This is a genomic window from Halorubrum salipaludis (assembly GCF_002286985.1).
GTDB classification, from domain to species: Archaea; Halobacteriota; Halobacteria; order Halobacteriales; family Haloferacaceae; genus Halorubrum; species Halorubrum salipaludis.
Genome location: NZ_NSKC01000017.1, coordinates 1 through 23,794 on the forward strand (window position 1 = coordinate 1; position 23,794 = coordinate 23,794).

Consider the following 23,794-nt stretch of genomic DNA (forward strand, 5'->3'; position numbering starts at 1 on the left):
GATGTGGAAAGGGCTTCAAAAGCTCCGCATGTGGGCAGAAGGCTACGAACTCGGTGCTGAATGAGCGCCGGGCCGCTCATTCAGCCAAACTCACCGTGGATTCAGACCTTCCTCAAGTCTTCCAGCCTGTCTCCCAACTCGAATCCTGTGAGCTTACCTCAGAAGTGCTGTTTTCCTGACTAATCCGATTATCCTAGTCTTAATTTGGTTAATTTTTCTCGGTGAGCTTGAGTTATGGGTAAGAGACAGAGTAAAAAGGCGGGGATGTCGCGGGCCGAGGGCGGTTGCGACGGGCGCTCGCCCCCCACACCTACGTCGACCGCGACCGTGTGGGTGATCCATGAGCGACGACGCCGTCCGCTGGCTGTTGGGCGATCAGCTCAACCCCGACCTCGACGCGCTCGGCGACGCCGACGAGGTGCTGTTGATCGAGGCGCACGGCTTCGCCGACCGGAAGCCGTACCACGCCCACAAGCTGACCCTCGTGTTCTCGGCGATGCGCCACTTCCGCGAGGAGCTCCGCGAGCGGGGCCACGACGTGACGTACCTGCGGGCCGACTCGTTCGGCGAGGGGCTCGACGAGTTCCTCGCCGACCGCCCCGGCGCCGACCTCCGGCTGATGCGCCCCGCGAGCCACGGCGCCGGCGACCGGCTGCGCGAGCTCGTCGCCGCGCGCGGCGGCTCGCTGGAGCTCTCGGACAACGAGCTGTTCTGGACGACGCCCGACGACTGGCGCGAGTGGGCCGGCGAGGAGGGAACGGCGATCGGTGACGACGGGACCGCGGCCCGGACCGTCCGACAGGAGCACTGGTACCGCCACGTCCGCCGCGAGACGGGCGTGCTGATGGACGGGGACGAGCCGGTCGGCGGCGAGTGGAACTACGACGACCTGAACCGGGAGACGCCGCCGGACGGGTGGGAGCCCCCGGAACGGCCGCGGTTCGACCCGGACGAGCTCACCCGCGAGACGCACGCGTGGGTCACGGACCGGTTCGACACGTGGGGGGACGACTCGCTCGACCGATTCGCGTGGCCGGTGACTCGGGAGGAGGCCCGCGAGGCGCTCGACCGGTTCGTCCGCGACGGCCTCCCCGCGTTCGGGCGGTACCAGGACGCGATGGTCGGCGGGGAGCCGTTCCTCTCGCACTCGCTGCTCTCGCCCGCGATCAACCTCGGACTGCTCGACCCGCGCGAGGTCGTCCGCGCGGTCGAGGCCGCCTACGAGGAGCGCGGCGCCGAGCCGGGCGCCTACGAGCCCGCGGAACGCGGAGAGACGGACGCGGGCGCCACCTCCCTCGACGACTTCGGCGGGGACGGCGACGGCGACGATGACCCCGGCGCCAACGACGCCGGTGACGACGAGCCCGCCACCGACGACTCAGCCTCCGACGACCCTGCCCCGGTCCCGCTCAACGCGGCCGAGGGGTTCGTTCGGCAGGTGATCGGGTGGCGGGAGTTCGTCCGCCACGTCTACCGCGAGGCGATGCCGGAGCTGGCGGCGGCGAACCGCCTCGATCAGGACCGCGACCTCCCACCCGCCTACTGGGACGGCGACACCGACATGCAGTGTCTCGCCGAGGCGGTCGGCCACGTCCGGGAGTACGGCTACGCCCACCACATCGAGCGGCTGATGGTGCTGTCGAACGTCGCGCTGCTCTATGGAGCCGACCCCGCCGACGTGAACGAGTGGTTCCACCTCGGCTTCGTCGACGCCTACCACTGGGTGACGACGCCGAACGTCGTCGCGATGGGGTCGTTCGGGACGGACGTGCTCTCCTCGAAGCCGTACGCCGCCTCCGGGAGCTACGTGAACCGCATGAGCGACCACTGCGCCGACTGTCGGTACGCGGTCTCGCGGACCACCGGGGAGGGCGCGTGCCCGCTCAACGCGCTCTACTGGGACTTCCTGAAGGAGAACGAGGAGACGCTGCGCGGAACCGGTCGGATGGGGCTGATGTACTCGCACCTCGACGACAAGGGGGACTCGGAACTGGCCGCGATCCGCGATCGAGCGACCGCGGTCAGGGAACTGGCTGCTGAAGGAGAACTATAGGAGCTATAGGAGCGATCGACCGCCGACGCTTCCGGCGGAGCCGGTCACTCGCCGGCGGCGAGCCGGCGGATCCGGGGGAGCGCCTGCTCGTAACCGAGCGCGACGACGCCGACGTACAGCGCGAGCAGCCCCATCCCGACGGCCCACGCGCCGAGCACGAGGTCGCCGGCGGTGGCCGCCGAGAGACCGAACTGTTCGAGGAGGACGCCGACCACGGCCGCTGCGCCGGCGCCGACCGTCACCGCGAGGAGTTCGATCAGCTCGACCGCGACAGCGGGTACTTCGACCATACCCGAGGACGGCGGTCGCCGATTATGACTCTTTCGGGACGGTGGGACGCAGATGCGGGCGCTAACGGCGGAACGCGGGCGAGGGAAGCGACGACGGAACGCGGCTGAGGGAAGCGACGACGGAACGCCGCGGGGGAGCGGGTCGACCGGACTCGGGACCGCCGACGCTCACTTGAGCCCGAACGACCGCATCACCGAGTCGGCGATCCCCTTCGCGATCAGTCCGAGCCCGGCCAACAGGATCGCGACGCCGGCGCCGACGATCGGGTCGTGGACGGCCAGTATCCCGATCCCGACGAGGACGACCACGACGCCGGCGATGCCTTCCGACCCGAGGGTGTCGCGCATGTCCTCGGATCGCCGCCGTCGTGGTTTAAAAAGGACGCTTCCGCGCGAGAGCGGCCCTTTTATTTCCGGGAGCGCGTATCACCGCGTACGCATGAGCAACGGAGACGGCGGTGGCCGGAACGACCTCCGGATGCCCGACGACGACGAGGTGTTCGCGGAGGTCGTCGAGATGCTCGGCGCGAACCGGGTCAGGGTGCGCTGTGCGGACGGGAAAGAGCGGACCGCGCGGATCCCCGGGCGGATGCAGAAGCGCGTCTGGATCCGGGAGGACGACATCGTCCTCGTCGAGCCGTGGGACTGGCAAGACGAGAAGGGCGACATCTCGTGGCGCTACGAGAAGAGCGAGGCCGAACAGCTCCGCGAGGAAGGCCACCTGCAGTAGCGCGGGCGGAGCTCTCCCTCGCGATTTTTAAGTCCGAACGGTCCCGATCGGACGTATGCTCCGGCTCGCGATGACGACGGACGCCGAGACGTTCGAGCGCGTGCGCGAGCCGCTCGCCGACCGCGGGATCGCGGTCGAGCACGTACAGGCGAAAGAGCGGTCGCTTCGCGTCTCGGGGAGCGAGGACCGCGAGCCCGCCGACCCCCCGACGGGCGCCGACGGCGGGTCCGCCGCCGAGCGCGGCGAGTTCGCCGGCTTCGACGCCGGCTTCGTCTACCCCTCGCGGCTCATGGAGGGTGCCGTGGTCGACGCGCGGCTCTCCGTCCCGTGGGTGAACGACCGGGAGGCCGTCCTCACCTCACGGAACAAGGCGGGCGTGCTCGCCGCGCTCGACGACGCCGGGCTCCCGACGCCGCGGACGACCCTCGTCTCGAACCCCGTCGACGAGGCGGTCGTCACCGAGGCCGCCGCCGACTTCTCCTACCCGGTCGTCGTCAAGCCGAACTCCGCGACCCGCGGGGTCGGGGTCGCGACGGCGACCGACCTCGACTCCCTCTTGGGCGTCGTCGACTACCTGAACCTCGTCCACGACTACCGCGCGACCGGCGACAAGTCGTACCTGCTACAGGAGTTCCTCCCGGACGCGCGCGACTACCGCGCGATGGTCGTCGACGGCGCGTACGTCGGCGCCGTCGAGCGGAAGCTCCCCGCGGATGCCCTCGCGGAGGGCCGGTGGAAGCACAACGTCCACCGGGGCGCCGAGGCGACCGGGATCGACCTGCCCGACCGCGCCCGCGAGCTGGCCGAGCGGACCGCGGCGGTCCTCGGGATCGACTACCTCGGCGTCGACCTCCTGGAGACGGACGGGCGGCTCGTCGTCAACGAGACGAACGCGCGGCCGACGGTCGACGCGGCGACGAAGTACGAATCCGACTTCTACGACCGGCTCGCGGGGCTGATCGAGCGGACCGCCGCGGAGAACTGAACCGCCCGGCGACTACTCCAGATCGATCGACGCGGAGTCGTCGTCGCGGTCGAACGCGACCTCGAGCACGCCGTTGTTGAACGTCGCGTCGGCCGAGTGCTCGTCGACCGGGACGGGGAGGTCGACGGTCTCGTCGTACTCCCGCCGGTCGGACGCCGCGGAGATGGTGAGCGCCTCCCCGTCGCACTGTAAAGAGAGCTCGTCTTTCGAGACGGCCGGGAGGTCGGCGACGAGTCGCACGCCGTCCTCGGTCGTGTACGCGTCCACGTGGGTCGCCGAGCCGAAGCCGGCGTCCTCGCTTCCGGGGTTCCCGTTGGCCATCTCGTTCATCATCCGTTCGATCTCCTCGAAGAAGTCGCCGAACGGATCGTCACGGTCGTCTCTGTCCATGTCTCACGTGAGGTGGGTGACCCCGATAAGCCTTCTGTCCACGACCGTCTTCGCCGCCGTTCGGGGTCGTACGGGCGGTACGCGGCGTCTCCGGCGCTCAGATCTCGGCCCCGCTTCCCGCCCGCCGATCGCTTCGAACCCCGAGGCGGCGGGCGCGACCGAAAACCGACCGTCCGTAACAAAATCGAACGATAGTGACCGTCTCACGGCGACTCGGTCGGATTTAAGTGTCTGGGCTCTCCTTTTTCGAACATGAGTAAATCATATCTCGCCGCGGGCGACGACGTAAGCGACGACGAGGTCGTCCGGGTGGGCCTCAACGGCTTCGGCCGTATCGGGCGGAACGTGTTCCGGGCGGTCTTAGAGAGCCCGCGGATCGAGCTCGTCGGCATCAACGACGTGATGGACTTCGACGACATGGGCTACCTCGCGAAGTACGACACCGTCATGGGCCGGCTGGAGGGCGTCGAGCGCGACGGCGACGAGCTGACGATCGGCGGCACGTCGGTCTCGCTGTACAACGTCCAGGACCCCGCGGACCTCCCGTGGGACGACCTCGACGTGGACGTCGCGCTGGAGTGTACGGGCGTGTTCCGCACCCGCGAGGACGCGAGCGCGCACCTCGACGGCGGCGCCGACACCGTGATCATCTCGGCGCCCCCGAAGGGCGAGAAGCCCGTCGAACAGCTCGTCTACGGCGTCAACCACGACGAGTACGACGGCCAGGACGTGATCTCGAACGCCTCCTGTACGACCAACTCCATCACGCCGGTCGCGAAGGTGCTCGACGCGGAGTTCGGCATCGACGCCGGCACCCTCACCACGGTCCACGCGTACACCGGCTCGCAGAGCCTCATCGACGGCCCGATGGCCAAGCGCCGCCGCGGGCGGGCCGCCGCCGAGAACATCGTGCCGACCTCGACGGGCGCCGCGGGCGCCGCGCAGGACGTCCTCCCGCAGCTCGAAGGGAAGATCGACGGGATGGCGATGCGGGTCCCGGTCCCGACCGGCTCGATCACCGAGTTCGTCGTCAGCCTCGACGAGACCGTCACCGAGGAGGAGGTCAACGCCGCCTTCCGCGACGCCGCCGACTCCGGCCCGCTCGCGGGCGTCCTCGGCTATACCGACGACGAGGTCGTCTCCTCGGACATCGCCGGGCTCCCCTTCTCCAGCTACGTCGACCTGGGGTCGACGAACGTCATCGCCGGCGGGAAGCTCCTGAAGGTCCTCACCTGGTACGACAACGAGTACGGCTTCTCGAACCGGATGCTCGACATGGCCGCGTACGTCCACGACGAAGCGTAAGCGCTCGGGTCTCGTGTACCCGGTTCACTGCGGCGACGCACTGTGCAGAAACTTACCTCTAAGTACCTAATCGACGACCCCACACACATGTCCACGTTCGATACCATCGACGACCTCCCGGCAGACTCCCGCGTCCTCGTTCGGCTCGACCTGAACTCCCCGATCGAGGACGGCGAACCGCAGGACAACCGCCGGTTCGAGCGCCACGCGGAGACGGTCCGCGAGCTCGCCGACGCCGGCCACCGCGTCGTGCTCATGGCCCACCAGGGCCGTCCCGGCCGCGACGACTTCACGTCGCTTGCGGGCCACGCCGACATCCTCGCCGACCACGTCGGCCGCGACGTGGCGTTCGTCGCGGACACCTACGGCGACGACGCGCTGGAGGCGATCGACGCCCTCCGTGCGGGCGAGGTGCTCCTCCTGGAGAACACCCGGATGTGCGACGACGAGCTCCCCGAGGCGTCGCCCGCGGAGAAGGCCGAGACGGCGTTCGTGCAGACCTTGGCACCGCACTTCGACGCGTACGTCAACGACGCCTACTCGGCGGCCCACCGGAAGCACGCCTCGCTGGTCGGGTTCCCGCTCGTCCTCCCCGCGTACGCGGGCCGCGTGATGGAGACGGAGTACGAGGCCAACACCGCCATCGCGACCCGCGAGTTCGACGGCCCCGTCACCATGGTCGTCGGCGGGACGAAGGCGACCGACGTGATCGGCGTGATGGACGCGTTAGACGAAAAGGTGGACCGCTTCCTGCTCGGCGGGGTCGCGGGCGAGCTCTTCTTGCGCGCCGCGGGCCATCCGGTCGGCCACGACGTGGGCGGGATGGACCTGTTCGACGAGCAGTGGGAGCGGAACCGCGAGCTGATCGAGTCAGTGCTCGACGAGCGCGGCGACGCGATCCGGCTCGCGACCGACCTCGCGTACGAGGGCCCCGACGGCGGCCGCGCGGAGGTCGCCGTCGACGAGATCGACGAGAAGACCGACGGATATCTCGACGTGGGCTCGGAGACCGTCGCCGACTACGAGCAGCCGATCCGCGAGTCAGACGCGGTGTTCGTGAAGGGCGCGCTCGGCGTCTTCGAGGACGAGCGGTTCGCGGACGGCACCGTGGGCGCCCTCGAAGCGATCGCCGAGACCGACTGCTTCTCGGTCGTCGGCGGCGGCGACACCTCGCGGGCGATCGAGATGTACGGGTTAGACGAAGGGGACTTCTCGCACGTCTCGATCGCGGGCGGGGCGTACATCCGGGCGCTGACCGGCGAACCGCTGCCGGCGGTGGAAGTGCTGGAGGCGGCGGCCGCGGGGCAGTAGGCGGCGGATCAGTAACCCACGGATCGGAAGGCGGGAGACGGCGAAGTCGTCGTCGCGCGCTCGACGGCGACTACTCCTCGTTGAGGTCCAGGTCGAACTGCTCGTTTTCGGTGACGGGGTTGAGGACGACGCTGGTGTTCGACTCGCGGATGTCGGCGTCGGTGAGGATCGACTTGATCTGCTCGTTCATCCCGTCCGTGTCGGTGAACTTCCCGATCGCGATCACGTCGTAGTCGCCGGTGACCTCGTAGACGCTCACCATCTGTTTCTCCTGACGGAGCTTCTCGGTCACGTCGGGCAGCGCGCTCCCCTCGACCTTGAGCTGGAGCACCGCGGTCACGTCGTAGCCGAGCTTGTCGTAGTCGACGATGGGCGTGTACCCCTGGATCACGCCCTCGTCTTCGAGGTCGCGGAGGTGGTTCGACACCGTCGTCACCGATACGTCGAGCTCGTCGCCGAGGCTCCTGAGGCTCGCCCGCCCGTTGCTCAGAAGGGAGTTGACCAGCTTCGCGTCGAGGTTTTCGTACGTCATCACACCTATCCACGTCGTCAGGGGTTTATAATTTTACGAACGTCCAGCATTCTTGCGCGACTGGCGGTTCATGCGCCAAGCGATAAGGCCTTTATACTGGCAGATAACGAATGAACCGTCCAGAACATGACGGACGAACACGCGAAACCGGACGGCGGCCTCACGGCCGAAGAACAGGCGGTACTCGACGAGATCGAAGAGGAGAACGTCGATTTCCTGCGGCTCCAGTTCACCGACATCCTCGGCGTCGTCAAGAACGTCTCCGTGCCCGCACACCAGGCGGAGAAGGCGTTCACCGAGGGTATCTACTTCGACGGCTCCTCCATCGAGGGGTTCGTGCGCATCCAGGAGTCGGACATGCGGCTCGTTCCCGACCCTGACACGTTCGCCGTGCTCCCGTGGCGCAGCGACGGGAGCGGCGACAGCGGCGCCGCGCGACTCATCTGTGACATCGTCACCACGGAGGGCGAGCCCTTCGTCGGCGGTCCGCGTCAGGTCCTCAAGAGCGTCCTCGAGGAGGCCGAGGAGATGGGCTACTCCGTCTCGATCGGTCCCGAGCCGGAGTTCTTCCTGTTCGAGAAGGACGAGGACGGCAACGCGACGACGATCCCGCACGACAACGGCGGCTACTTCGACCTGGCCCCGAAGGACCTCGCGTCCGACGTGCGCAAGGAGATCATCTTCACCCTCGAGAAGATGGGCTTCGAGATCGAGGCCTCTCACCACGAGGTCGCCGAGGGCCAACACGAGATCAACTTCAAGTACGACGACGCGCTCTCGACGGCGGACAACATCGCGACGTTCCGCGCCGTCGTCCGCGCGGTCGCGGAGCAGCACGACCTGCACGCGACGTTCATGCCCAAGCCGATCGCCGACATCAACGGCTCGGGCATGCACAGCCACATCTCGCTGTTCGACGAGGACGGCAACAACGCCTTCGCCGACAACGGCGACGAGTTCAACCTGAGCGAGACCGCCTACCAGTTCATGGGCGGCATCCTGAACCACGCGCCCGCGTTCACGGCCGTCACCAACCCGACCGTGAACTCCTACAAGCGGCTGGTGCCCGGCTACGAGGCGCCCATCTACGTCGCCTGGTCCGACACGAACCGCTCGGCGCTCGTCCGCGTTCCCGACGCCGCGGGCGTCTCCGCGCGCTTCGAGGTCCGCAGCCCCGACCCGTCCTGTAACCCCTACCTCGGCATGGCGTCGCTCATCGCCGCCGGCCTCGACGGGATCAAGACGGGCGCCGACCCCGGCGACCCGGTCCGCGAGGACATCTACGAGTTCGACGACGCGAAGCGCCAGGAGTACGGCATCGAGACGCTGCCGCCGAACCTCGGCGCGGCCGTCGAGGAGCTGGAGACCGACGAGGTGCTCCAGGAGGCGCTCGGTCCGCACACCTCCGAGAAGTTCGCCGAGGCGAAGTCCCAGGAGTTCAGCGAGTACCTCACCCAGGTGTCGCAGTGGGAGGAGGACCGCTACCTCGAGACGTTCTGAGGGGCTGAGGCGGCGACGCGGTCGCGGTTTTCACGGTTCTTGCTGTTCTCGCGGTTTTTTCAGCCGTCCGGTTTCGCGTTGCGCGGGGTTTTCGGCCCTCGGCGGGTCGGTCCGTGTCGATCGCGTGGACTCGAGGAACGATCGATAACGGGAGTACGTGAATCACCGCGGTGGGACGGTTGTTTATAAGCGGGTTGTGGTGTTGCTGTCAGCTGTTTATAAGTGAGTGACGTGTTCGTGGTGACGGCCTGCAAAGCCCCAGTCGCCGAGGGCGGCGCAGGCGACGGAAGCACTGGAAGGAGGGAGCGCTAGCGACCGACTGAAGCGCGCAACGAGCGTGCGCCGCCCTCGGCGACTGCCCCTTTGAGTCCCCACCCGACCGCAGACCGCAGCCTCACGCCTCCCCAGCCTCGTCGCTGGCGCCTTATAAGCCGCCAGCGACTCCCTCGCGCGTGCTCCTCGGCCGCGAAGCGGCCTCAGAGGCACGCGCCACCGCGCCGTTGTTTATAAACGATCGCCGCCGTCGCCCACATTGCTCTTAAATATCCTCTCGTGACCACGGCTCTGCAACACTCATTCCTGCCGTCTATCGCGGCGTTTCCCGTGGAACCCGCTCAGTCCCGGGCTCCCGACAGCCTCCCGATCCGCTCCGGGAGGGCCGGCAGCGCGACGACGGCGGCCACGGCGGCGGTCGTCGCGGCCAGCGTGACGCCGAGCGTCCCCGCGAGCGCGTACGCGCCCACCCAGAGCCCGCCGGTGACGGCGAGCGCGGGGACCGCGATCCGGACCGGGACCGCGGGCTCGTCGCCGCCGACGACCCGCCAGCCGATCGCGCCGCCCGCCCCGGTGGCGATCCCGATCCCCGCCTCGACCACCTCGCCGGTGTGTCCGCTCGCGACGGCGACGGCCAGCGCGCCGACCGAGACGATCGCCGCCAGCAGGAAGGGGAGCGTGGGATCGAGCGCGGCGGTCGGGGACGAGGCCCTCGACGCGGCCGAGCCGCCCCGGAGCCGCGGGTCGCCGGCGAGCCACAGCGAGCCGAGCACGACGCCGCCCCCGACGGCCAGCCCCGCGAGCACGTCGACGACGTAGTGGACCTCGATGGCGACCCGCGACGCCGCGACGGCGACCGCGACCGCGCCGCCGGCGAGGAGCCGCTTCCGCGCGGTCCACGCCCGGTCGTACACGAGCGCCAGCGCGAGGTACGCCGCCGCGCCGCCGGTGGCGTGACCGCTCGGGAAGCCGAAACCGTCGGAGAGCACCTGCGCCTCGTACCACGCCGACAGGAGGCCGGGGAGCCACGTCGGCACGTCCGCGGGACCGACCGCACCGGGCGGGCGGGGGACCGCGAACCACGCCTTGCCGAGCGCGGTGGCAGCGTACGCGCAGGTGACGGCCGCGATCGCGGTCGCGCCGGCTCGACGGGGGGCAGCCGCGAGCCGGTCGCCGGCGAACCAGTAGCCGACCGCCAGCAGCCCGAACAGGAACCACGGGTCCGCGAGATGGGTGACGGCCGCGAAGACGACGACGACGGCCTCCGGGAGCGCGTCGACGAGAGAGGTCTCGCCGATCCCGCGCTCCGCGCCGACGAGTCCGGTCATCGTTCCGCTCACCGGCTAGTCGTCGCCCCGGTCGCGGGCGTAATCGAGCGCCTTGCCGGGCGTTTCGAGCAGGTTGAGGCCGATGCCAACGATGATGAAGAGGGTGTACAGCCCGAGCGTCGACAGCCCGAGGATGAGCATCGCGGCGATGGCGTACGCCCCGTCCAGGAACGAGAACGCGCCGAGAATCAGCACCGTGCCGTACAGGAGCACGAGGTACGGTCCCCAGCCGCGGGCGTGGCCGCGCCGCATCCGCGATCGGACGTACCGCTTCAGCTCCGACTCGACGGCCGGCTTGTCGACGGTGCGTCGCTCGACGTCGTCCTCGAACGCGTCGAACTCCGCCCGCAGCCGGCTCACCTCCTCCTGTAGCGCCGCCACGTCCGGCGCTCCCGCCGGGCGTTCCTCGTCCCCGGCGTCGCCCGCGCCGTCCGACTCACCGTTCATATCCGTGGGTCGGCCGCGGTCGTGTTGTAACTGCCGGTCCGTCTCGTCGTCGTCGCCGTCGCCGTCGGGGCCGGCGATCCCGCCGCTCCGCCCCGCGAGGACGACGTTGACGACGCCGCCGACCACGACGACGACGGCGGCGAGGTACAGCCACGTGACGAGAAGGAGGATGCCGCCGATCACGCCGTACACCTGGTACTGGCCGGCGCTCGCGGCGTACACCTGAAAGCCGGCCTGCAGCAGCGTCCAGCAGACGGCGGCGAAGACGGCCCCCGGGAGCGCCTCCCGGACCCCGATGGCGGGCTGCGGGAGGAGGTAGTACATCGGGAGGAAGACGACGGCGAGGAAGGCGGGCAACGCGAGGACGCTCGCGGCCCCCAAGAGGGGGACTCCGTCGGCGGCCGCGACGAACGCGCCGACGGCGACCATCACGCCGATCCCGACGCCGACGCCGAGCACGACCGAGGCGGCGTCGGCCAGCTGCTTGAGGAAGTCCGGCGACTCGTCGCCGCCGTACAGCTCGACGAAGACCGTGTCGAGCCCGCGGAACACCTTCAGCGTCGACCAGAGCAACACCGCCAGCCCGAGCACGCTCGCGCCGGTCCGCCCGCCGGCGGAGGAGACGGCGCCGACGACGGCCTCCTCGCCGGCGGGCGTGAGGAACTCCCCGGCCGCCGCCACGAGCTCGGCCGCGATCGCCTCGCCGAAGACCGCGCTGGCGACGACGATGAGCAGGAGCAGCGCGGGGATCAGCGAGACGAACGCGTAGTAGGCGATGGCGGCGGCGAGGAACGTCACCTGCCGGTCGAGCGCGGTGTCGACGACGCGGCGGACGGTTCCGAGCGCGGCGGTCGAGTGACGGGACACGCTCGCGGGTTCGGGCGACGGCGACAAAAGCGGGGCGGATGCGGGCGCCTCCGGTGGACGAGGCGGTAGGGAGGGAGGAGAGGCAGAGGCGGGTCGGAGCCGTCAGTCGCCGCCGAGGACCGCCTCGCGCATCTCGGGAATCGACGCCGTGCTCTTGACCGCCGTGCCGCGGTAGTGCGCGCGGCTCGCCTCGTGGCCCGCCCCGCGGAGGCGCTCGACGAACTCGTCCATCCCGATGGCGGGCTCGCCCCACTCCTTGTACAGCCGGTGCTGGTCGTAGTGCGTGGGGGTGTCGAGCTCGCGCGCGACGGTGCCGAGGAGCTTCCGAGCGCGCTTCGCCTCGCCCATGTCGTCGGTCACCTCGCGGCGGACCGCGCGGGTGAACTCGGGGTCCGCGACCGCGCCGAGCCAGAGCGGGCCGGCGGTGAGCACGCGGTCGCTCCCGCAGGCGGGACAGGCGTCGACGGGGTCCGCGATCAGCCCGCGGGTCGGCTCCCGCCAGAGGCAGTCCTCGCAGTGATCGATGTACCCGAGCTCGTCGACGCAGCCGTCGGCCGCCTGCGCGCCCGACTCCAGTTCGAGGTAGGTCCGGGCGTAGTGACGCGAGACGTGCGAGACGATCGGGCGCGCCGCCTTGTCGTAGCGCGCGGCGGTCCGGACCAGCGCGGAGATCAGCGTCCGGAGGCCCATCTCGGGGTGGTAGTCGGTGTTTCGCGGGACCGCGCCGTACTTCCGGATCCCGCTGTTGAGGTGGGCGCCACACAGCGGCGCGGTGTCGGTCGCGGTGACGCAGACGAGGTTGCGGCCGTTCGCCAGCGCGGCGTCCGCGAAGGGGATCGGGGTCCCGTACGGGTCCAGATCCACGATATCGAAGGGGCCCTCGTCGTACAGCAGCGCGTTGACGTCACGGTGGGCGGTCTCGCCGTCCAGGCCGTTGGCGGCGAGGTTCTCGGCCGCCAGCTCGACCGCGTCGGGGTCCACGTCGGCGCAGGTGACGTCGTACCCCTCGGCGGCGGCGCGGACGCCGCGGACCCCGGAGGCCGCCATCGCGTCGAGGTACGACGCCGCGCGCGGCTCGCGGTCGCGGTACGCGCGCAGCACCGCGACGGTCACGTCGCGGTTCAGCTCCTGCGTGGGGTTGAAGAAGACTCCGCCGCCGGTGCCCTCGCTGGCCCCGTCGCGGGCCTCCGGAACGGAGACGGTGAGACCGCCCTCCTCGATGTCCATACCCCGCGTTCGGCCATCCGCCACAAAAGGACCCCGCTCCGCGCGCCGGGCGGAGCATTCGCCCTCCGTTCCCGACCGCGAAGCGGGAGTTTTAGCCCGTCAGCCCGGAAAGGGGGACACATGACTACCACGTGGAGCCGACGGGCGGACATCGGCGGCGGAGCGACTCGCGGACGCGTCGCGGTCTCGGCGGAGGGCGGACGATGGTGAGTCCCGCCCGCGTCGACGCGATCACCGACATCGCCTACGGCGCGCTGATCGTGCTCTCGATCGCACTCATCGCGACGCTCAACGCGAACGACATCGGGGTGGCGTTCGGGATCGGGGTGTTCGCCTCTTACGTCGTCCACGTCGTCTGGAAGATGGCCCGGTTCGACCCGGACTGGATGACCCGCGAGGTCGCCGATCAGGTTGGCAAGGAAGTGGAGAAGAGCGTGGGTGAAACCGTCAACAAGGAGGTCGAAAAGAGCGTGGGCGAGACCGTCAACAAGGAGGTCGAAAAGACGGTGGGCGACACGGTCAGCAAGGAGGTCGAAAAGAGCGTTGGCGAGACCGTCAGCAAAGAGGTGGAGAAGAGCGTGGGCGACACGGTCAGCAAGGAAGTCGAGAAGACGGTCGGCGACACGGTCAGTAAAGAGGTCGAGAAAACCGTTGGCGAGACCGTCAACAAGGAGGTCAGCGAGGTCGCCGACGAGGTCACCGACAGCGTCAGCGAGGAGGTCACCGGAAAAGTCGAGGAGACGGTGGGCGAGAAGGTCGAGGAGACCGTCGAAGAAACCGTCGAGAAGACCGTCGAGGAAACGGTGGGTGAGAAGGTCGAGGAGACCGTCGAAGAAACCGTCGAGAAGACCGTCGAGGAGACGGTGGGCGAGAAGGTCGAGGAGACCGTCGAAGAAACCGTCGAGAAGACCGTCGAGGAGACGGTGGGCGAGAAGGTCGAGGAAACGGTCGGTGAAACGGTCGAAGAGACGGTGGAGGAAACGGTAGACAAAAAGGTCGAAGAGACGGTGGAGAAGACCGCCGACGAGAAGGAGTCCGGCGGCTCGTAGTCGGCCGGTCCGCGAGCGACCGCGGCGCGGAGTGAACGGTATTTCCCCGGCCGTCCGCGATCGACCCGTGGAGTTCAGCGTCGTCCGAGCCGACGAGCCTCGCGGACGTGCGCGTCACCGCGTACTCTGAGGACGAGTACCGGACCGCCGCGGCGATCGCGGACCGAGTTCGCTCGAGGAACGAATGACCTCCGACCGCGCGCGCACCGGGTCGCGTACGACTCGCGTACGACTCGCCGCCCGCGACGAACGGGGTCCGTCGGCGTGGGTGGCCGTGACCATCCGTCGTTTTGGCCCGCTCTACTGATGGCGGATATAACGATTCCAGAGTGCCCTATAAACGTTCTAAGAGCCCTTGAACAGTTTTTAAACGATCGGTGAAACCCGGTGAACGGTCCGAAACTCACCGCCGAGACCGTTAATCCGGCTAAAGACGCGGCAACGCTCTGGCCCTTATATGCTACCGGCGCTCCATGCGTCGAGCGAAGACGGTGTTCCCCATGTCAAGCCAAACGTCCTCCTCATCGATCCGGGCGCCGATCCAGATCGGGTCCAGCCTCTCGACCGCCTGCCGGAACAAAGCGATCGCGGGCGTTCGCGCCGCGGCGTTCTGGGCGGCGATCGTCCTCCCCCTCGCGTACGTCCCCGCGGCGTACGGCGCGATGGGCTTCGACGGCGCGTGGAGCGCCCTCGCGCTCATCGCCGTCCACGCGGCGTGTATCGCGCTCGGTCACGAACACGACACCCCCTCCACCCACGCATGAGTACCACGCACACCTCCGCGCAGACGGCCGACCAGCCCACCGAATCGACCGCCTCGAAGGCCGATCGACTCGCCGCGTTCCTGCGCGAGGAGGCGGCCGACGGCGAGACGTACTTCAAGGCGAAGTTCATCAGCGACGACGTGGGGCTCTCCCCGAAGGAGATCGGCGCCCTGATCGTGCAGCTCCAGGACTCCGTACAGGACCTCGAGATCGAGAAGTGGTCGTACACCGGCGCGACGACCTGGCGCGTCTCGACGGCGTAGCGCTCGCGCCCGGGGAACCCGACCGCTCGACGTGCCCCCCGCGAGCGTCGAGAATCGGTCAACGCTTTGTGTGACGGTTGCGATCGGGAGACATGGATCGACTGGCGTGTTACGACTGCGGCGAGACGTACCCGTTCGGGGAGGCCGCCCGGTGTTCCTGCGGCGAGCCGCTCTGGTTCGAGACCGACCCCGACGCCGTCTCCTGGCCCGATACCGGCGGACGCGGCGCCGAAGCTGGGGCCGCCGGCCACGACTCCCTCTGGCGCTACGAGTCCGTCCTCCCCGCGGCGACGCCCGTCGGTCTCGCCGCGGCCGCCGGCGGCACGCCCCTCCTGCGAGCGCCGTCGATCGAACCGGCGGACGGCCCGCGACTGCACCTCAAGCTCGAGGGCACCAACCCGACGGGGAGCTTCAAAGACAGGGGGACGGCGGTCGGGATCGGTCGCCTTGACGGACCGATCGGGACCGTCTCGCACGGGAACATGGCGCTGAGCGTCGCCGCCCACGCGGCGGCCGACGGCCGGGAGGCGGTGATCCTCGTCGCCGAGGACACGCCTGACTCCCGGCTGGCGATGATCGCTCAGCACGACCCGCACCTGTTCCGGGTCCGCGGCGACTACGGGCGGCTGTACGAGGACACCCTCGAACGCGACCTCGGCGTCGCGTTCCTGAACTCCGACAGCCCCCTGCGGGTCGCCGGACAGAAGACCGTCGCGTACGAGATCTGCGAGGCGTTCCGCCCGGACGCGCCCGACGCGATCGTCCTGCCGGTCAGCAGCGGCGGGCAGGCGAGCGGGGTCTGGAAGGCCCTCCGAGAGCTGCGCGCGGCGGGCCTGATCGAGGCCGTACCGCGGATCTACCTCGCGCAGGCCGCGCGCTGCGACCCGATCGCGCGAGCGTTCCGACGCGGCGCGGCGCGCGTCGAGCCCGTCACCGGAGAGCCCACCGCCGCCGTCTCGATCAACAACGCCGATCCGCCGAGCGGGAACCGGGCGCTGGCGGCGGTCGAGGCCACGGACGGCGCGGTCGCCTCCGTCTCGGAGGACGCGCTGCTGGCCGAGACGGACCGACTCGCGGCCGACGCCGGGATCTCCGTCGAACCGTCCTGTGCCGTGGCGACGGCCGCCGTTCGCGACCTCACCGAGTCCGGCGACCTCGGTCGAGACGAGGACATCGCCGTAATCTTGACCGGGTCGGGGTACAAGTACGGAACGCCCGGCGCCGGTACCCCGTCGGTCCGCGAGATCGACCGCGAGGACGTGCCCGCCGCGGTTCGAGAACTCTCTACGTGAGTCGGCTCCCGGCTTTCTCGTACGACGGCCTTTCCCGTGTGGCGCGTCTCCCGTTCGTATGCCGATAGCTACTGGCGATTCCGTGACCCTGGAGTACACTGGCCGACTCGACGACGATACGGTGTTCGACACCTCCCGGAAATCCGTCGCCGAGGAGACGGGCCTCGCCGAGGCCCAGCCCGAGCGAGAGTACGCGCCGCTGACGGTCGAAATCGGCGAGGAACAGGTCATCGAGGGGATGGAAGAGGGACTGATCGGCTTAGAGGCCGGCGAGACGGACACCCTGACGATCCCGCCCGAGAAGGCCTACGGCGAGCCCAGCGACGACCAGATCCAGGAGTTCGAAACCGCGGAGCTCAAAGAGATGCTCGGTGGCCAGACGCCCGAGGAGGGCGCCTACCTCGAGGCCCAGAACGGCAGCCAAGGCGAAGTCGTCCACGTCGACGATGAGGTCGTCCGGGTGGACTTCAACCCACGCCTCGCCGGCGAAACGCTGACGTTCGACGTCGAAATCGTCGACGTCAACTGAGACCGAACGCGGTGACGACTCTGCGGTCGTCCGTTGGTTCCCGGTTCACTCGGCGAAACCGCTGACCTACTCGTACTCCTTCAAAACCAGCAGGGAAACGTATGGGTTGGGGCGGATTCGAACCGCCGGCCTCGCCGCCGTCGGGCGATTTGCCAATCGCCCTCGGCGGCGCACAGCAAAGGACGGTCCCAAATGCGTAACCGACCGGCAATCACCGTGTCGCGAGTATCCGCCCGGTACTGTGGGTGGTTCAAGAGCAACCATGCCACACAGTATGCCACCCGAGGAAGCAGTCGAAAGGTACCTCGCCGAACGAAAGCCCGAGGTCTCCAGCTCCACGCTTCGGAACCATCGGTACGCTCTGAAGCGATTCTTAGAGTGGACCGACGAGGCGGGAGTGGAAGACATCTCGAAGCTCAACGGCTTCCATATCCACGACTTCAAAATGTACCGCCGGGAGACCTCCGACGTTAACGAGGTCACACTCCGCAACAACCTCTCGGTCATCCGCGTCTTTACACGCTGGCTCGAATCGATGGAAGCCATCGAGGGAGACATCGCGGACAAAATCCAGATACCCAATCCCGATGAGGACGCGCGCGACGAGAAAATCGAGCGTGAGACCGCTCACAACATCCTCGAATATCTCACCAAGTACGAGTACGCATCGCTCCGGCACGTCCTCTTCGCGCTCCTGTGGGACACAGGCTTCCGACTCGGCACGGTCCGCGCCTTGGACCTCGAAGACTACCACTCCGAGGAGCAGTACGTCGAGGTGAAGCATCGACCCGATGAGGACACGCCGCTCAAAAACAAGGGTGAGGCTGAACGAGAAGTGAACCTCCACGATTGGGTCTGTGAGGCTATCGACGACTACATCGAAATAAACCGCCCCGATGTGGAGGACGATTACGGTCGCAAACCGCTCATTACAACCCAGCACGGACGACCGGCTGGAACGAATCTTCGACAGAATATCAACGCACTCACTCGACCTTGCCACTACACGAACGAGTGCCCACACGACCGGGAGATAGACGAGTGTGAAGCGGCTGGCGGGTACAATCAAGCCCAGCGGTGTCCCTCATCGGTCCCGCCGCACACGATTCGGCGAAGCGCGATAACCGCGTGGCTGAACGACGGTTTCGCTAAGGAGCTGCTGTCCGGTCGGATGAACGTCAGACCGTCAACGCTGGACAAGCACTACGACGCTCGGACAGAGAGCGAGAAGCGCGAGTTACGACGAGAGGCGTTTGATATGAACGAGGAATAACCAGATACTTTGGGAAACAGATAATTCCGTATATTTTATGCCCTAATGGAGCTGTCTCAGATTTATTTCGTATGATTATGCGGTAGGATTCCCAACCCCGTTCAACCTATGGATTTGACGACCGAGACCTTGGACAAGCACTACACCACACGGCAAAATAGAAGCAGATGGAACGCCGGGAGAATTACCTCGTAGACATCAAGATTCGTAAAACCGGAGGTACCTTGACGGCCAGTTAGCGAACTTTCACGTCGATGTTTACATCGGATGAGTCCACGTTCTCGACCCGCCGAGTGCGTTTCAATTCCGGCGACCACCACAAGTATGCCTTCAATTGTCTCCAAACTGTCGGATATGCCCTTGTAACTTCGAGGCCACCATCTTCCATTTCTATCGTAATCTTCCCTTGACGAAGGCCGTGGGTTCGACATGCCACAGTGTACCTAATTTCGTGAGTCTTCTCTTCTTTGAACACTGCCTCACCATAATACAGTTTGAACGTGTCCTGCTCGTAAACGACACCCTCAAAGAACACATCATGGCGGCTTCCCGCTCCGACATATCCCATCTTCCGACCGCTTCGAGTGTCCACCATCGTGGTCGGCACATCGTAGTCTTCGACCGGGTGGTCGGGAGTGTCTAAGTCGGTATCAAAATGAAAAGCGTCAAGCGCAAATGTTAGTTGTACGTCTTCTGCGAACCGATTTCCAGCATTAACCAGATACAGGCCGATGTTGGCGTCATATCCTTCGCCATCTTCTCTTTGTGAATACCCGTTATTATCTAAATCAACGTCGAGGAACAGTTCCGGTCTAAGATAGACAAATCGATAGATGGAAAGAAATAGCGCCCCGACGGCGGCGAAAACACCGGCTTCCTTACTAAACAGTCTGTCACCAATCGGCTGAGCCAGACCACCAATTGTAGAATCTGAACAGAACCGTATCGCCAATCCTGTGACTAATACAGCCGCAAGGAGGCCAGCCCACCTGTTTATTAAAAGTCGCTTGATGAACCTGCGTAGAGAGTACATGTCGGCAAATCATATTCGACCGGCATCAATCTTCATACCGGACGGGAATCTCTCATTTCAATAGAAGTTACTCTGTTTGAACACGACGAAATCAATATACGACGACACAAGACAGTCTAATACCGCCCACCTGAATCGAGAAACCACTCCAATACTCTCAACCACCGAATTGGGGCACCAATAGTCACTAACGCGGCACCGAAGAAAATCATCCAGAGGCCTGCTTCACTCTGGTAGTAGAGAATTTGATTTGCCCCCGCTACTTCGAATAACGCCCCAATAAATCCGAACGGCCCCGCGATGACGGTCGCACCAGCAATTCCGAGAAGCGTAACGATGCCGGGAAGTGAAGTAATCAGGCCTGCCATTAAGTTGAGTGAGAGTGAAGTGGCGGGTTCTGTAGCGGGTGCCACTTCCCGAGCAGAGCGAATGATGATTCCACCGACAGTCGCCACCAATGTCAGCACCATCCCACCGATGGCTTCGGTAACACGAGCGCTGAAACGGTCTACAAGATTCATATTAATTACGTGGGGACGAAAGTAAATAACACCGTTTCTGTGACTTTACGTGGTGAGGCGGGGATGTGTCTGACAGAAATCCTATTATTTATATTTTTACTAACTGAAATTAAGTATTGTTGGTGGATTCACAGGTATTATTTATTTAGCGTATAACCGGAATGTGTGTCTATACAAGATACAATTCGCAGTCGGCCGCCGAGTGAAGGAGAAAAGCAAGTAGCCAAGCAACAGGCGAAAGTATTAGATAATCAAATTGAACATTTATTATCAGTTTACGAGTTTGTTCAGGAATATAATCAATTGGGAATTGAACCTGATGAACTTCACCGGAGATTATTCCAAAGGACATCATTGACTCCGAGAGGATTCAAGATGAGGATGACAAAGGCGAGTCGTGTCCCGGAAGTCATCGGGCCGATGCTGGAAACGAAAGAGTACTATCAGGATATTCGACAAGACCTGAGCGTAGAGGATTACGATGAGTATATAGAAATCAGTTTTGAAGAGGTTTTTTCTGAGCAGGACTTTGAGTATAACCAAGACCTCCAACTGATACTTGAGGAGTCAAGAGCTGCGGTTTTTACAGAAAATCAACGAGACGAATTATCAGAGTTCTATTCAACTATAGACTCTACTACGTTTGACGAAGTTGCGAGACATTTTGATAAGATGGCAGAATGGTATGAATCGGCCTTGTTAGAAGAAAATCTGATTTCAGAGGGGGAAAAGCACACACCTTCTCTTGCTGTATTAATCGGGTTATGTATTGTCTATTTAACTGGAATGTTGATGATGGCAATTGGATATTATGAGGAGGATGGATTCAAAATGTTGACCGGAATGAATGCCCTCGCAATGGGATTCTTAGCGTTTGCCGCTCTGTAAGTTCAGACAAGGGTGAGAAACTCCATCACGTTCCACCGCAGAACATATCACACCGCCGCGGAACACTACTTGTATGACTCTCTCGCTGAACGAACTGGAAAATCACCTATTCAAATGCGCTGATATAATCCGCGACGCCGTCGACCCCACAGACTACAAGGAGTTTATTCTCCCGCTCGTCTACTACAAATCAATCTCTGACGAATTCGAGAAACAGTACGCCGAAAACGTCGAGGAGTACGGCGAGGACTTCGCACGCCGAAACGACCTCTATAGTATTCCTGTTGTTCCCGAAGGCTATCTGTGGGAAGACGTGCGTGCTGTCTCGGACAACATCGACCAAGCCCTAAACGAAGCGTTCGATGCGCTCACCGAGGAAAACCCGCAGCTCACGGGTATCTTCCGCGCTGACTACATCGACGCCGACGCACTTGACGACGACCGACTTGGCAAGCTCGTCGAACACCTCTCGACCCACGACCTTGACCGTGACAGTGTTCCGCCGGACATGCTCGGTGAGGCGTACATGGACCTTGTCCGGCACTTCGCGGAGGAAGAAGGCAAGTCCGGCGGGCAGTTCTTCACGCCGCCGCACATCGTCAATCTCTGCGTCCGCCTCGTGGATGAGTTTGAGGACGGGATGACGTTCCACGACCCCACAGTCGGCTCCGGCGGGATGCTCATCGAGGCCGCCCGCTACTACCGTGAGGAGCAGGGCGGCGACCCAACGAAACTCACGTTTACCGGGCAGGAAATCAACCCCGACATCGCGGCCATCGCCAAGATGAATCTCTCCATTCACGGACTGAACGGAGAGATTGAACGCGAGGACTCGCTCTCGAATCCAGCGTTCACCGACGAAGACAATCAAGAACTCACTCGCTTTGACCGGGTTCTTGCGAACTTCCCGTTCTCAGCGGATTGGGCGAAGGACGACCTCCAAGATGACCCATACGGGCGTTTTGACTGGCACAAAAAACTCCCGCGTGCCGACCGCGGGGACTACGCCTTCATTATGTCCATGGCGAAGCAGCTCAAGCGGCCCGAACGCGATGAGGCCGGGGGTAAGGCCGCTATCGTCATCCCTCACGGCGTGTTGTTCCGCAAGCACGAGTCACGGTATCGGAAGCCGATGCTGGAGAACGATATGGTGGAGACCATCGTCGGGCTTCCCGAGAACCTGTTCCAGAACGTCTCGATTCCCTCTGCTGTCCTCGTGTTGAACACAGACAAGCCAGCCGAACGCGAGGGTGAAGTACAGTTCATCCACGCCGCTGACGAAGCGTTCTACAAGGAACTGTCGAATCAGAGCGAACTAACGGACGAGGGAGTTGACCACGTCGTTGATAATTTCCGAGGGTGGACAACCGAGGAGCGTGTGAGCCGAACGGTATCGCTCGATGAGATTCGAGAGAACGACTACAACCTCAATATCGCGCTGTACGTCGATACCACGGAGCCAGAGGAGGATATTGACGTGGAGGAAGAACTAGTGAAGTTACGCGAGTTACAGGCCGAACGTGATGAGATTGAATCGACGATGAGCGAGCATATGGAGGCGTTGAACTATGAGTGAGAATTCGACATTAGATGAGTTCACTACCGGAGGAAAAGAACCACATACCAAGGATACAATCGACGCTGTCCCCGTATCTACAGTTGAATCAAGCCTTGATGAAACCTCAGTAGGCCAGATTCCTGACGGCTGGATAGCGACGAGGCTCGGTGATATTGCTGAGGAAACAGAGTATGGTCTAACTGAAACAGCCGAGGATTATGACCCTGAGAAACCTCGGTATATCCGAACTCAGGATTTCGACGATTTCGGAGGTCTAAAAGAAAACAGTAAGGCAAGTCTTTCTCGCGAGAAAGCAAGGGACGGTATGCTTGAGGGAGGAGATTTGTTATTTGCTCGGAGCGGGTCAATTGGCGCGTCACTTGGGAAAACGTATCTCTATGATACTGATGACGGGGACTGTTGCTTCGGTGGCTACTCTATTCGCCACCGGCTCCAAAATGAAGGGTTAAATCACAAGTATATCTCACAGTATACGCTGAGCAACCAGTACTGGGATTGGGTTCACCGCCGTGCCAAGACGACTGCTCAATCAAATATTAATACGGGTGAGTACGGGTCGCTACTGATACCAATTCCACCACTCCCCGAACAGCGCAAAATCGCCACCATCCTCTACACCATTGACCAAGCGATTGAGAAGACCGAGAAAATCATTGAACAGTCTTTGAGAGTTAAGAAAGGCTTAGTACAATATCTATTAACAGTAGGAGCACACGAACATTCTACTTATGAAAATTATCGCTTGGGGCCAATTGACCTGACAAAGCCAGAAGATTGGGAACTGAAATCATTCGAGGATTTCTCGTTTAGAGTCCAGGACGGGCCGCATATCACACCAGATTACGTGGATGAGGGTATCCCCTTCGTATCGTCTCAAAATGTGAATCCATTTCGGGAGAACTTCGATTATTCAAAATATGAGAAGTACATCTCGGAAGGAACGTATAAAGAAATCAATCAGAACTGTAGGCCAGAGAAGGGCGATTTGATTATTTCACGTCGTGCGACAATTGGGCCTACTCAATTAATTCGTCATAATGACCAGTTCGGATTCTTTGTGGGGGTTGCGATAATCAAGACCAATGATACTGTTTACAATTCGTTTTTAGAACAGTTGTATGTGTTTACCCCGAGGTCTCGACAGCCGGCACAGCGTGAGCTCGTGAGATCATCTCATTGCTGCTGACGACTCGGCGAAGTTCTTCGTAGGGATTGCGTCCCTGCTGGCGCCACGTCGCCAGCAGGGACAAGACCGTCTCGTGAACGAACATTCCTCGGTCGTTACGGAGCGTTCCGATGATTTTCCGGAGAACAACAGGTTCACGAAGTGCGTTCTCAGCCGCATTATTCGTCGGGGAGACCGCT

General features: G+C 64.2%; 24 protein-coding genes and 1 pseudogene. 15 read left to right on the forward strand and 10 right to left on the reverse strand.

The window, feature by feature from the left end; translation table 11 throughout:
• Positions 1-340 precede the first annotated feature (340 nt).
• Positions 341-2,053 carry a cryptochrome/photolyase family protein gene (locus tag CK500_RS16255; protein WP_095638232.1) on the forward strand — a complete coding sequence of 571 codons (1,713 nt, stop codon included), beginning with the start codon at positions 341-343 and terminating at the stop codon, positions 2,051-2,053.
• Positions 2,054-2,097: 44 nt separating this feature from the next.
• Here the strand turns inward: CK500_RS16255 and CK500_RS16260 are convergent, their stop codons facing one another.
• On the reverse strand, positions 2,098-2,343 hold the full coding sequence (locus CK500_RS16260) for a hypothetical protein (RefSeq protein ID WP_095638233.1): 246 nt from the start codon (positions 2,341-2,343) through the stop codon (positions 2,098-2,100).
• A 168-nt stretch (positions 2,344-2,511) separates the two neighbouring features.
• A complete protein-coding gene (locus CK500_RS16265) occupies positions 2,512-2,691 on the reverse strand; it encodes a DUF7470 family protein (protein ID WP_095638234.1) in 180 nt (59 codons plus the stop codon).
• 91 nt (positions 2,692-2,782) lie between these two features.
• Between CK500_RS16265 and eif1A the strand changes: the two genes are divergently transcribed.
• Together eif1A and CK500_RS16275 are read left to right on the forward strand one after the other, a co-directional pair.
• Positions 2,783-3,073 carry a translation initiation factor eIF-1A gene (gene eif1A / locus CK500_RS16270; RefSeq protein ID WP_008847545.1) on the forward strand — a complete coding sequence of 97 codons (291 nt, stop codon included), beginning with the start codon at positions 2,783-2,785 and terminating at the stop codon, positions 3,071-3,073.
• Between the two features lie 55 nt (positions 3,074-3,128).
• Positions 3,129-4,058, forward strand: a complete 930-nt coding sequence (locus tag CK500_RS16275) for an ATP-grasp domain-containing protein (protein WP_095638235.1) — start codon at positions 3,129-3,131, stop codon at positions 4,056-4,058.
• A gap of 12 nt (positions 4,059-4,070) precedes the next feature.
• On the opposite strand, the gene CK500_RS16280 is transcribed toward CK500_RS16275, so the two are convergent.
• Positions 4,071-4,448: an Hsp20/alpha crystallin family protein gene (locus CK500_RS16280; RefSeq protein WP_095638236.1), complete on the reverse strand. Its 378-nt coding sequence runs from the start codon at positions 4,446-4,448 to the stop codon at positions 4,071-4,073.
• A gap of 252 nt (positions 4,449-4,700) precedes the next feature.
• Between CK500_RS16280 and gap the strand changes: the two genes are divergently transcribed.
• Together gap and CK500_RS16290 are read left to right on the forward strand one after the other, a co-directional pair.
• Entirely contained in the window at positions 4,701-5,753 is a 1,053-nt protein-coding gene (gap, locus tag CK500_RS16285; protein WP_095638237.1) for a type I glyceraldehyde-3-phosphate dehydrogenase, read from the forward strand.
• 87 nt (positions 5,754-5,840) lie between these two features.
• A complete protein-coding gene (locus tag CK500_RS16290) occupies positions 5,841-7,064 on the forward strand; it encodes a phosphoglycerate kinase (RefSeq protein ID WP_095638238.1) in 1,224 nt (407 codons plus the stop codon).
• Positions 7,065-7,134: 70 nt separating this feature from the next.
• Here CK500_RS16290 and lrp read toward each other — a convergent pair whose 3' ends face one another.
• Complete coding sequence (gene lrp / locus CK500_RS16295; RefSeq protein ID WP_095638239.1) at positions 7,135-7,596, reverse strand: HTH-type transcriptional regulator Lrp; 462 nt, start codon at positions 7,594-7,596, stop codon at positions 7,135-7,137.
• Positions 7,597-7,722: 126 nt separating this feature from the next.
• Here lrp and glnA point away from each other — a divergent pair, with 126 nt between their 5' ends.
• Complete coding sequence (gene glnA, locus CK500_RS16300) at positions 7,723-9,096, forward strand: type I glutamate--ammonia ligase (RefSeq protein WP_095638240.1); 1,374 nt, start codon at positions 7,723-7,725, stop codon at positions 9,094-9,096.
• 614 nt (positions 9,097-9,710) lie between these two features.
• Here the strand turns inward: glnA and CK500_RS16305 are convergent.
• The 3 genes from CK500_RS16305 to CK500_RS16315 form a co-directional block, all read right to left on the reverse strand.
• Positions 9,711-10,697 (reverse strand): phosphatase PAP2 family protein, encoded by a 987-nt coding sequence (locus CK500_RS16305; protein ID WP_095638250.1) that lies wholly within the window; start codon positions 10,695-10,697, stop codon positions 9,711-9,713.
• A 15-nt stretch (positions 10,698-10,712) separates the two neighbouring features.
• Positions 10,713-12,011, reverse strand: coding sequence for a YihY/virulence factor BrkB family protein (locus tag CK500_RS16310; protein WP_095638241.1), 1,299 nt, complete (start codon positions 12,009-12,011; stop codon positions 10,713-10,715).
• A gap of 102 nt (positions 12,012-12,113) precedes the next feature.
• Positions 12,114-13,238 (reverse strand): tRNA (guanine(26)-N(2))-dimethyltransferase, encoded by a 1,125-nt coding sequence (locus CK500_RS16315; protein WP_095638242.1) that lies wholly within the window; start codon positions 13,236-13,238, stop codon positions 12,114-12,116.
• 203 nt (positions 13,239-13,441) lie between these two features.
• On the opposite strand from CK500_RS16315, the gene CK500_RS16320 reads away from it, so the two are divergent.
• The 6 genes from CK500_RS16320 to CK500_RS16345 all read left to right on the forward strand — a co-directional run bounded on the left by CK500_RS16320 (position 13,442) and on the right by CK500_RS16345 (position 18,408).
• Positions 13,442-14,287 (forward strand): hypothetical protein, encoded by an 846-nt coding sequence (locus CK500_RS16320; RefSeq protein ID WP_095638251.1) that lies wholly within the window; start codon positions 13,442-13,444, stop codon positions 14,285-14,287.
• Positions 14,288-14,787: 500 nt separating this feature from the next.
• Positions 14,788-15,051: a hypothetical protein gene (locus CK500_RS16325; RefSeq protein ID WP_095638252.1), complete on the forward strand. Its 264-nt coding sequence runs from the start codon at positions 14,788-14,790 to the stop codon at positions 15,049-15,051.
• Positions 15,048-15,314, forward strand: a complete 267-nt coding sequence (locus CK500_RS16330) for a DUF7123 family protein (RefSeq protein ID WP_095638243.1) — start codon at positions 15,048-15,050, stop codon at positions 15,312-15,314. Before CK500_RS16325 ends, CK500_RS16330 begins: the two co-directional genes overlap by 4 nt.
• Positions 15,315-15,406: 92 nt before the next feature.
• A complete protein-coding gene (locus CK500_RS16335) occupies positions 15,407-16,606 on the forward strand; it encodes a threonine synthase (RefSeq protein WP_095638244.1) in 1,200 nt (399 codons plus the stop codon).
• A gap of 58 nt (positions 16,607-16,664) precedes the next feature.
• On the forward strand, positions 16,665-17,135 hold the full coding sequence (locus CK500_RS16340; protein ID WP_269843962.1) for an FKBP-type peptidyl-prolyl cis-trans isomerase: 471 nt from the start codon (positions 16,665-16,667) through the stop codon (positions 17,133-17,135).
• A gap of 262 nt (positions 17,136-17,397) precedes the next feature.
• Complete coding sequence (locus CK500_RS16345; RefSeq protein ID WP_095638246.1) at positions 17,398-18,408, forward strand: tyrosine-type recombinase/integrase; 1,011 nt, start codon at positions 17,398-17,400, stop codon at positions 18,406-18,408.
• A 235-nt stretch (positions 18,409-18,643) separates the two neighbouring features.
• On the opposite strand, the gene CK500_RS17085 is transcribed toward CK500_RS16345, so the two are convergent.
• Complete coding sequence (locus tag CK500_RS17085) at positions 18,644-19,441, reverse strand: hypothetical protein (protein ID WP_144049597.1); 798 nt, start codon at positions 19,439-19,441, stop codon at positions 18,644-18,646.
• Positions 19,442-19,557: 116 nt separating this feature from the next.
• Positions 19,558-19,962 (reverse strand): hypothetical protein, encoded by a 405-nt coding sequence (locus tag CK500_RS17090; protein ID WP_144049598.1) that lies wholly within the window; start codon positions 19,960-19,962, stop codon positions 19,558-19,560.
• 165 nt (positions 19,963-20,127) lie between these two features.
• Between CK500_RS17090 and CK500_RS16350 the strand changes: the two genes are divergently transcribed.
• The 3 genes from CK500_RS16350 (at position 20,128) to CK500_RS16360 (ending at position 23,615) form a co-directional block, all read left to right on the forward strand.
• Positions 20,128-20,850, forward strand: a complete 723-nt coding sequence (locus CK500_RS16350; RefSeq protein WP_144049599.1) for a biotin transporter BioY — start codon at positions 20,128-20,130, stop codon at positions 20,848-20,850.
• 73 nt (positions 20,851-20,923) lie between these two features.
• A complete protein-coding gene (locus CK500_RS16355; RefSeq protein WP_095638248.1) occupies positions 20,924-22,426 on the forward strand; it encodes a type I restriction-modification system subunit M in 1,503 nt (500 codons plus the stop codon).
• Positions 22,419-23,615, forward strand: a complete 1,197-nt coding sequence (locus tag CK500_RS16360) for a restriction endonuclease subunit S (protein ID WP_095638249.1) — start codon at positions 22,419-22,421, stop codon at positions 23,613-23,615. The genes CK500_RS16355 and CK500_RS16360 overlap by 8 nt, the downstream gene beginning before the upstream one ends.
• Here CK500_RS16360 and CK500_RS16365 read toward each other — a convergent pair.
• Positions 23,554-23,794 (reverse strand): annotated as a pseudogene (locus CK500_RS16365) (IS66 family transposase); the annotation flags it as partial. The gene CK500_RS16360 and the pseudogene CK500_RS16365 sit on opposite strands and share 62 nt — an antisense overlap.

Bases quoted from the DNA above. Each gene is read 5' to 3' on its own strand.
- CK500_RS16355 (WP_095638248.1), top strand. From the start codon at position 20,924: ATGACTCTCTCGCTGAACGAACTGGAAAATCACCTATTCAAATGCGCT.
- glnA (WP_095638240.1), top strand. From the start codon at position 7,723: ATGACGGACGAACACGCGAAACCGGACGGCGGCCTCACGGCCGAAGAA.
- CK500_RS16330 (WP_095638243.1), top strand. From the start codon at position 15,048: ATGAGTACCACGCACACCTCCGCGCAGACGGCCGACCAGCCCACCGAA.
- CK500_RS16280 (WP_095638236.1), bottom strand. From the start codon at position 4,448: ATGGACAGAGACGACCGTGACGATCCGTTCGGCGACTTCTTCGAGGAG.
- CK500_RS16325 (WP_095638252.1), top strand. From the start codon at position 14,788: ATGTCAAGCCAAACGTCCTCCTCATCGATCCGGGCGCCGATCCAGATC.
- CK500_RS16340 (WP_269843962.1), top strand. From the start codon at position 16,665: ATGCCGATAGCTACTGGCGATTCCGTGACCCTGGAGTACACTGGCCGA.
- CK500_RS16335 (WP_095638244.1), top strand. From the start codon at position 15,407: ATGGATCGACTGGCGTGTTACGACTGCGGCGAGACGTACCCGTTCGGG.
- CK500_RS16315 (WP_095638242.1), bottom strand. From the start codon at position 13,238: ATGGACATCGAGGAGGGCGGTCTCACCGTCTCCGTTCCGGAGGCCCGC.
- CK500_RS16305 (WP_095638250.1), bottom strand. From the start codon at position 10,697: ATGACCGGACTCGTCGGCGCGGAGCGCGGGATCGGCGAGACCTCTCTC.
- lrp (WP_095638239.1), bottom strand. From the start codon at position 7,596: ATGACGTACGAAAACCTCGACGCGAAGCTGGTCAACTCCCTTCTGAGC.
- CK500_RS16290 (WP_095638238.1), top strand. From the start codon at position 5,841: ATGTCCACGTTCGATACCATCGACGACCTCCCGGCAGACTCCCGCGTC.
- CK500_RS16345 (WP_095638246.1), top strand. From the start codon at position 17,398: ATGCCACACAGTATGCCACCCGAGGAAGCAGTCGAAAGGTACCTCGCC.
- CK500_RS16360 (WP_095638249.1), top strand. From the start codon at position 22,419: ATGAGTGAGAATTCGACATTAGATGAGTTCACTACCGGAGGAAAAGAA.
- CK500_RS16265 (WP_095638234.1), bottom strand. From the start codon at position 2,691: ATGCGCGACACCCTCGGGTCGGAAGGCATCGCCGGCGTCGTGGTCGTC.
- CK500_RS16255 (WP_095638232.1), top strand. From the start codon at position 341: ATGAGCGACGACGCCGTCCGCTGGCTGTTGGGCGATCAGCTCAACCCC.
- CK500_RS17085 (WP_144049597.1), bottom strand. From the start codon at position 19,441: ATGTACTCTCTACGCAGGTTCATCAAGCGACTTTTAATAAACAGGTGG.
- CK500_RS17090 (WP_144049598.1), bottom strand. From the start codon at position 19,962: ATGAATCTTGTAGACCGTTTCAGCGCTCGTGTTACCGAAGCCATCGGT.
- eif1A (WP_008847545.1), top strand. From the start codon at position 2,783: ATGAGCAACGGAGACGGCGGTGGCCGGAACGACCTCCGGATGCCCGAC.
- CK500_RS16320 (WP_095638251.1), top strand. From the start codon at position 13,442: ATGGTGAGTCCCGCCCGCGTCGACGCGATCACCGACATCGCCTACGGC.
- CK500_RS16275 (WP_095638235.1), top strand. From the start codon at position 3,129: ATGCTCCGGCTCGCGATGACGACGGACGCCGAGACGTTCGAGCGCGTG.
- CK500_RS16260 (WP_095638233.1), bottom strand. From the start codon at position 2,343: ATGGTCGAAGTACCCGCTGTCGCGGTCGAGCTGATCGAACTCCTCGCG.
- gap (WP_095638237.1), top strand. From the start codon at position 4,701: ATGAGTAAATCATATCTCGCCGCGGGCGACGACGTAAGCGACGACGAG.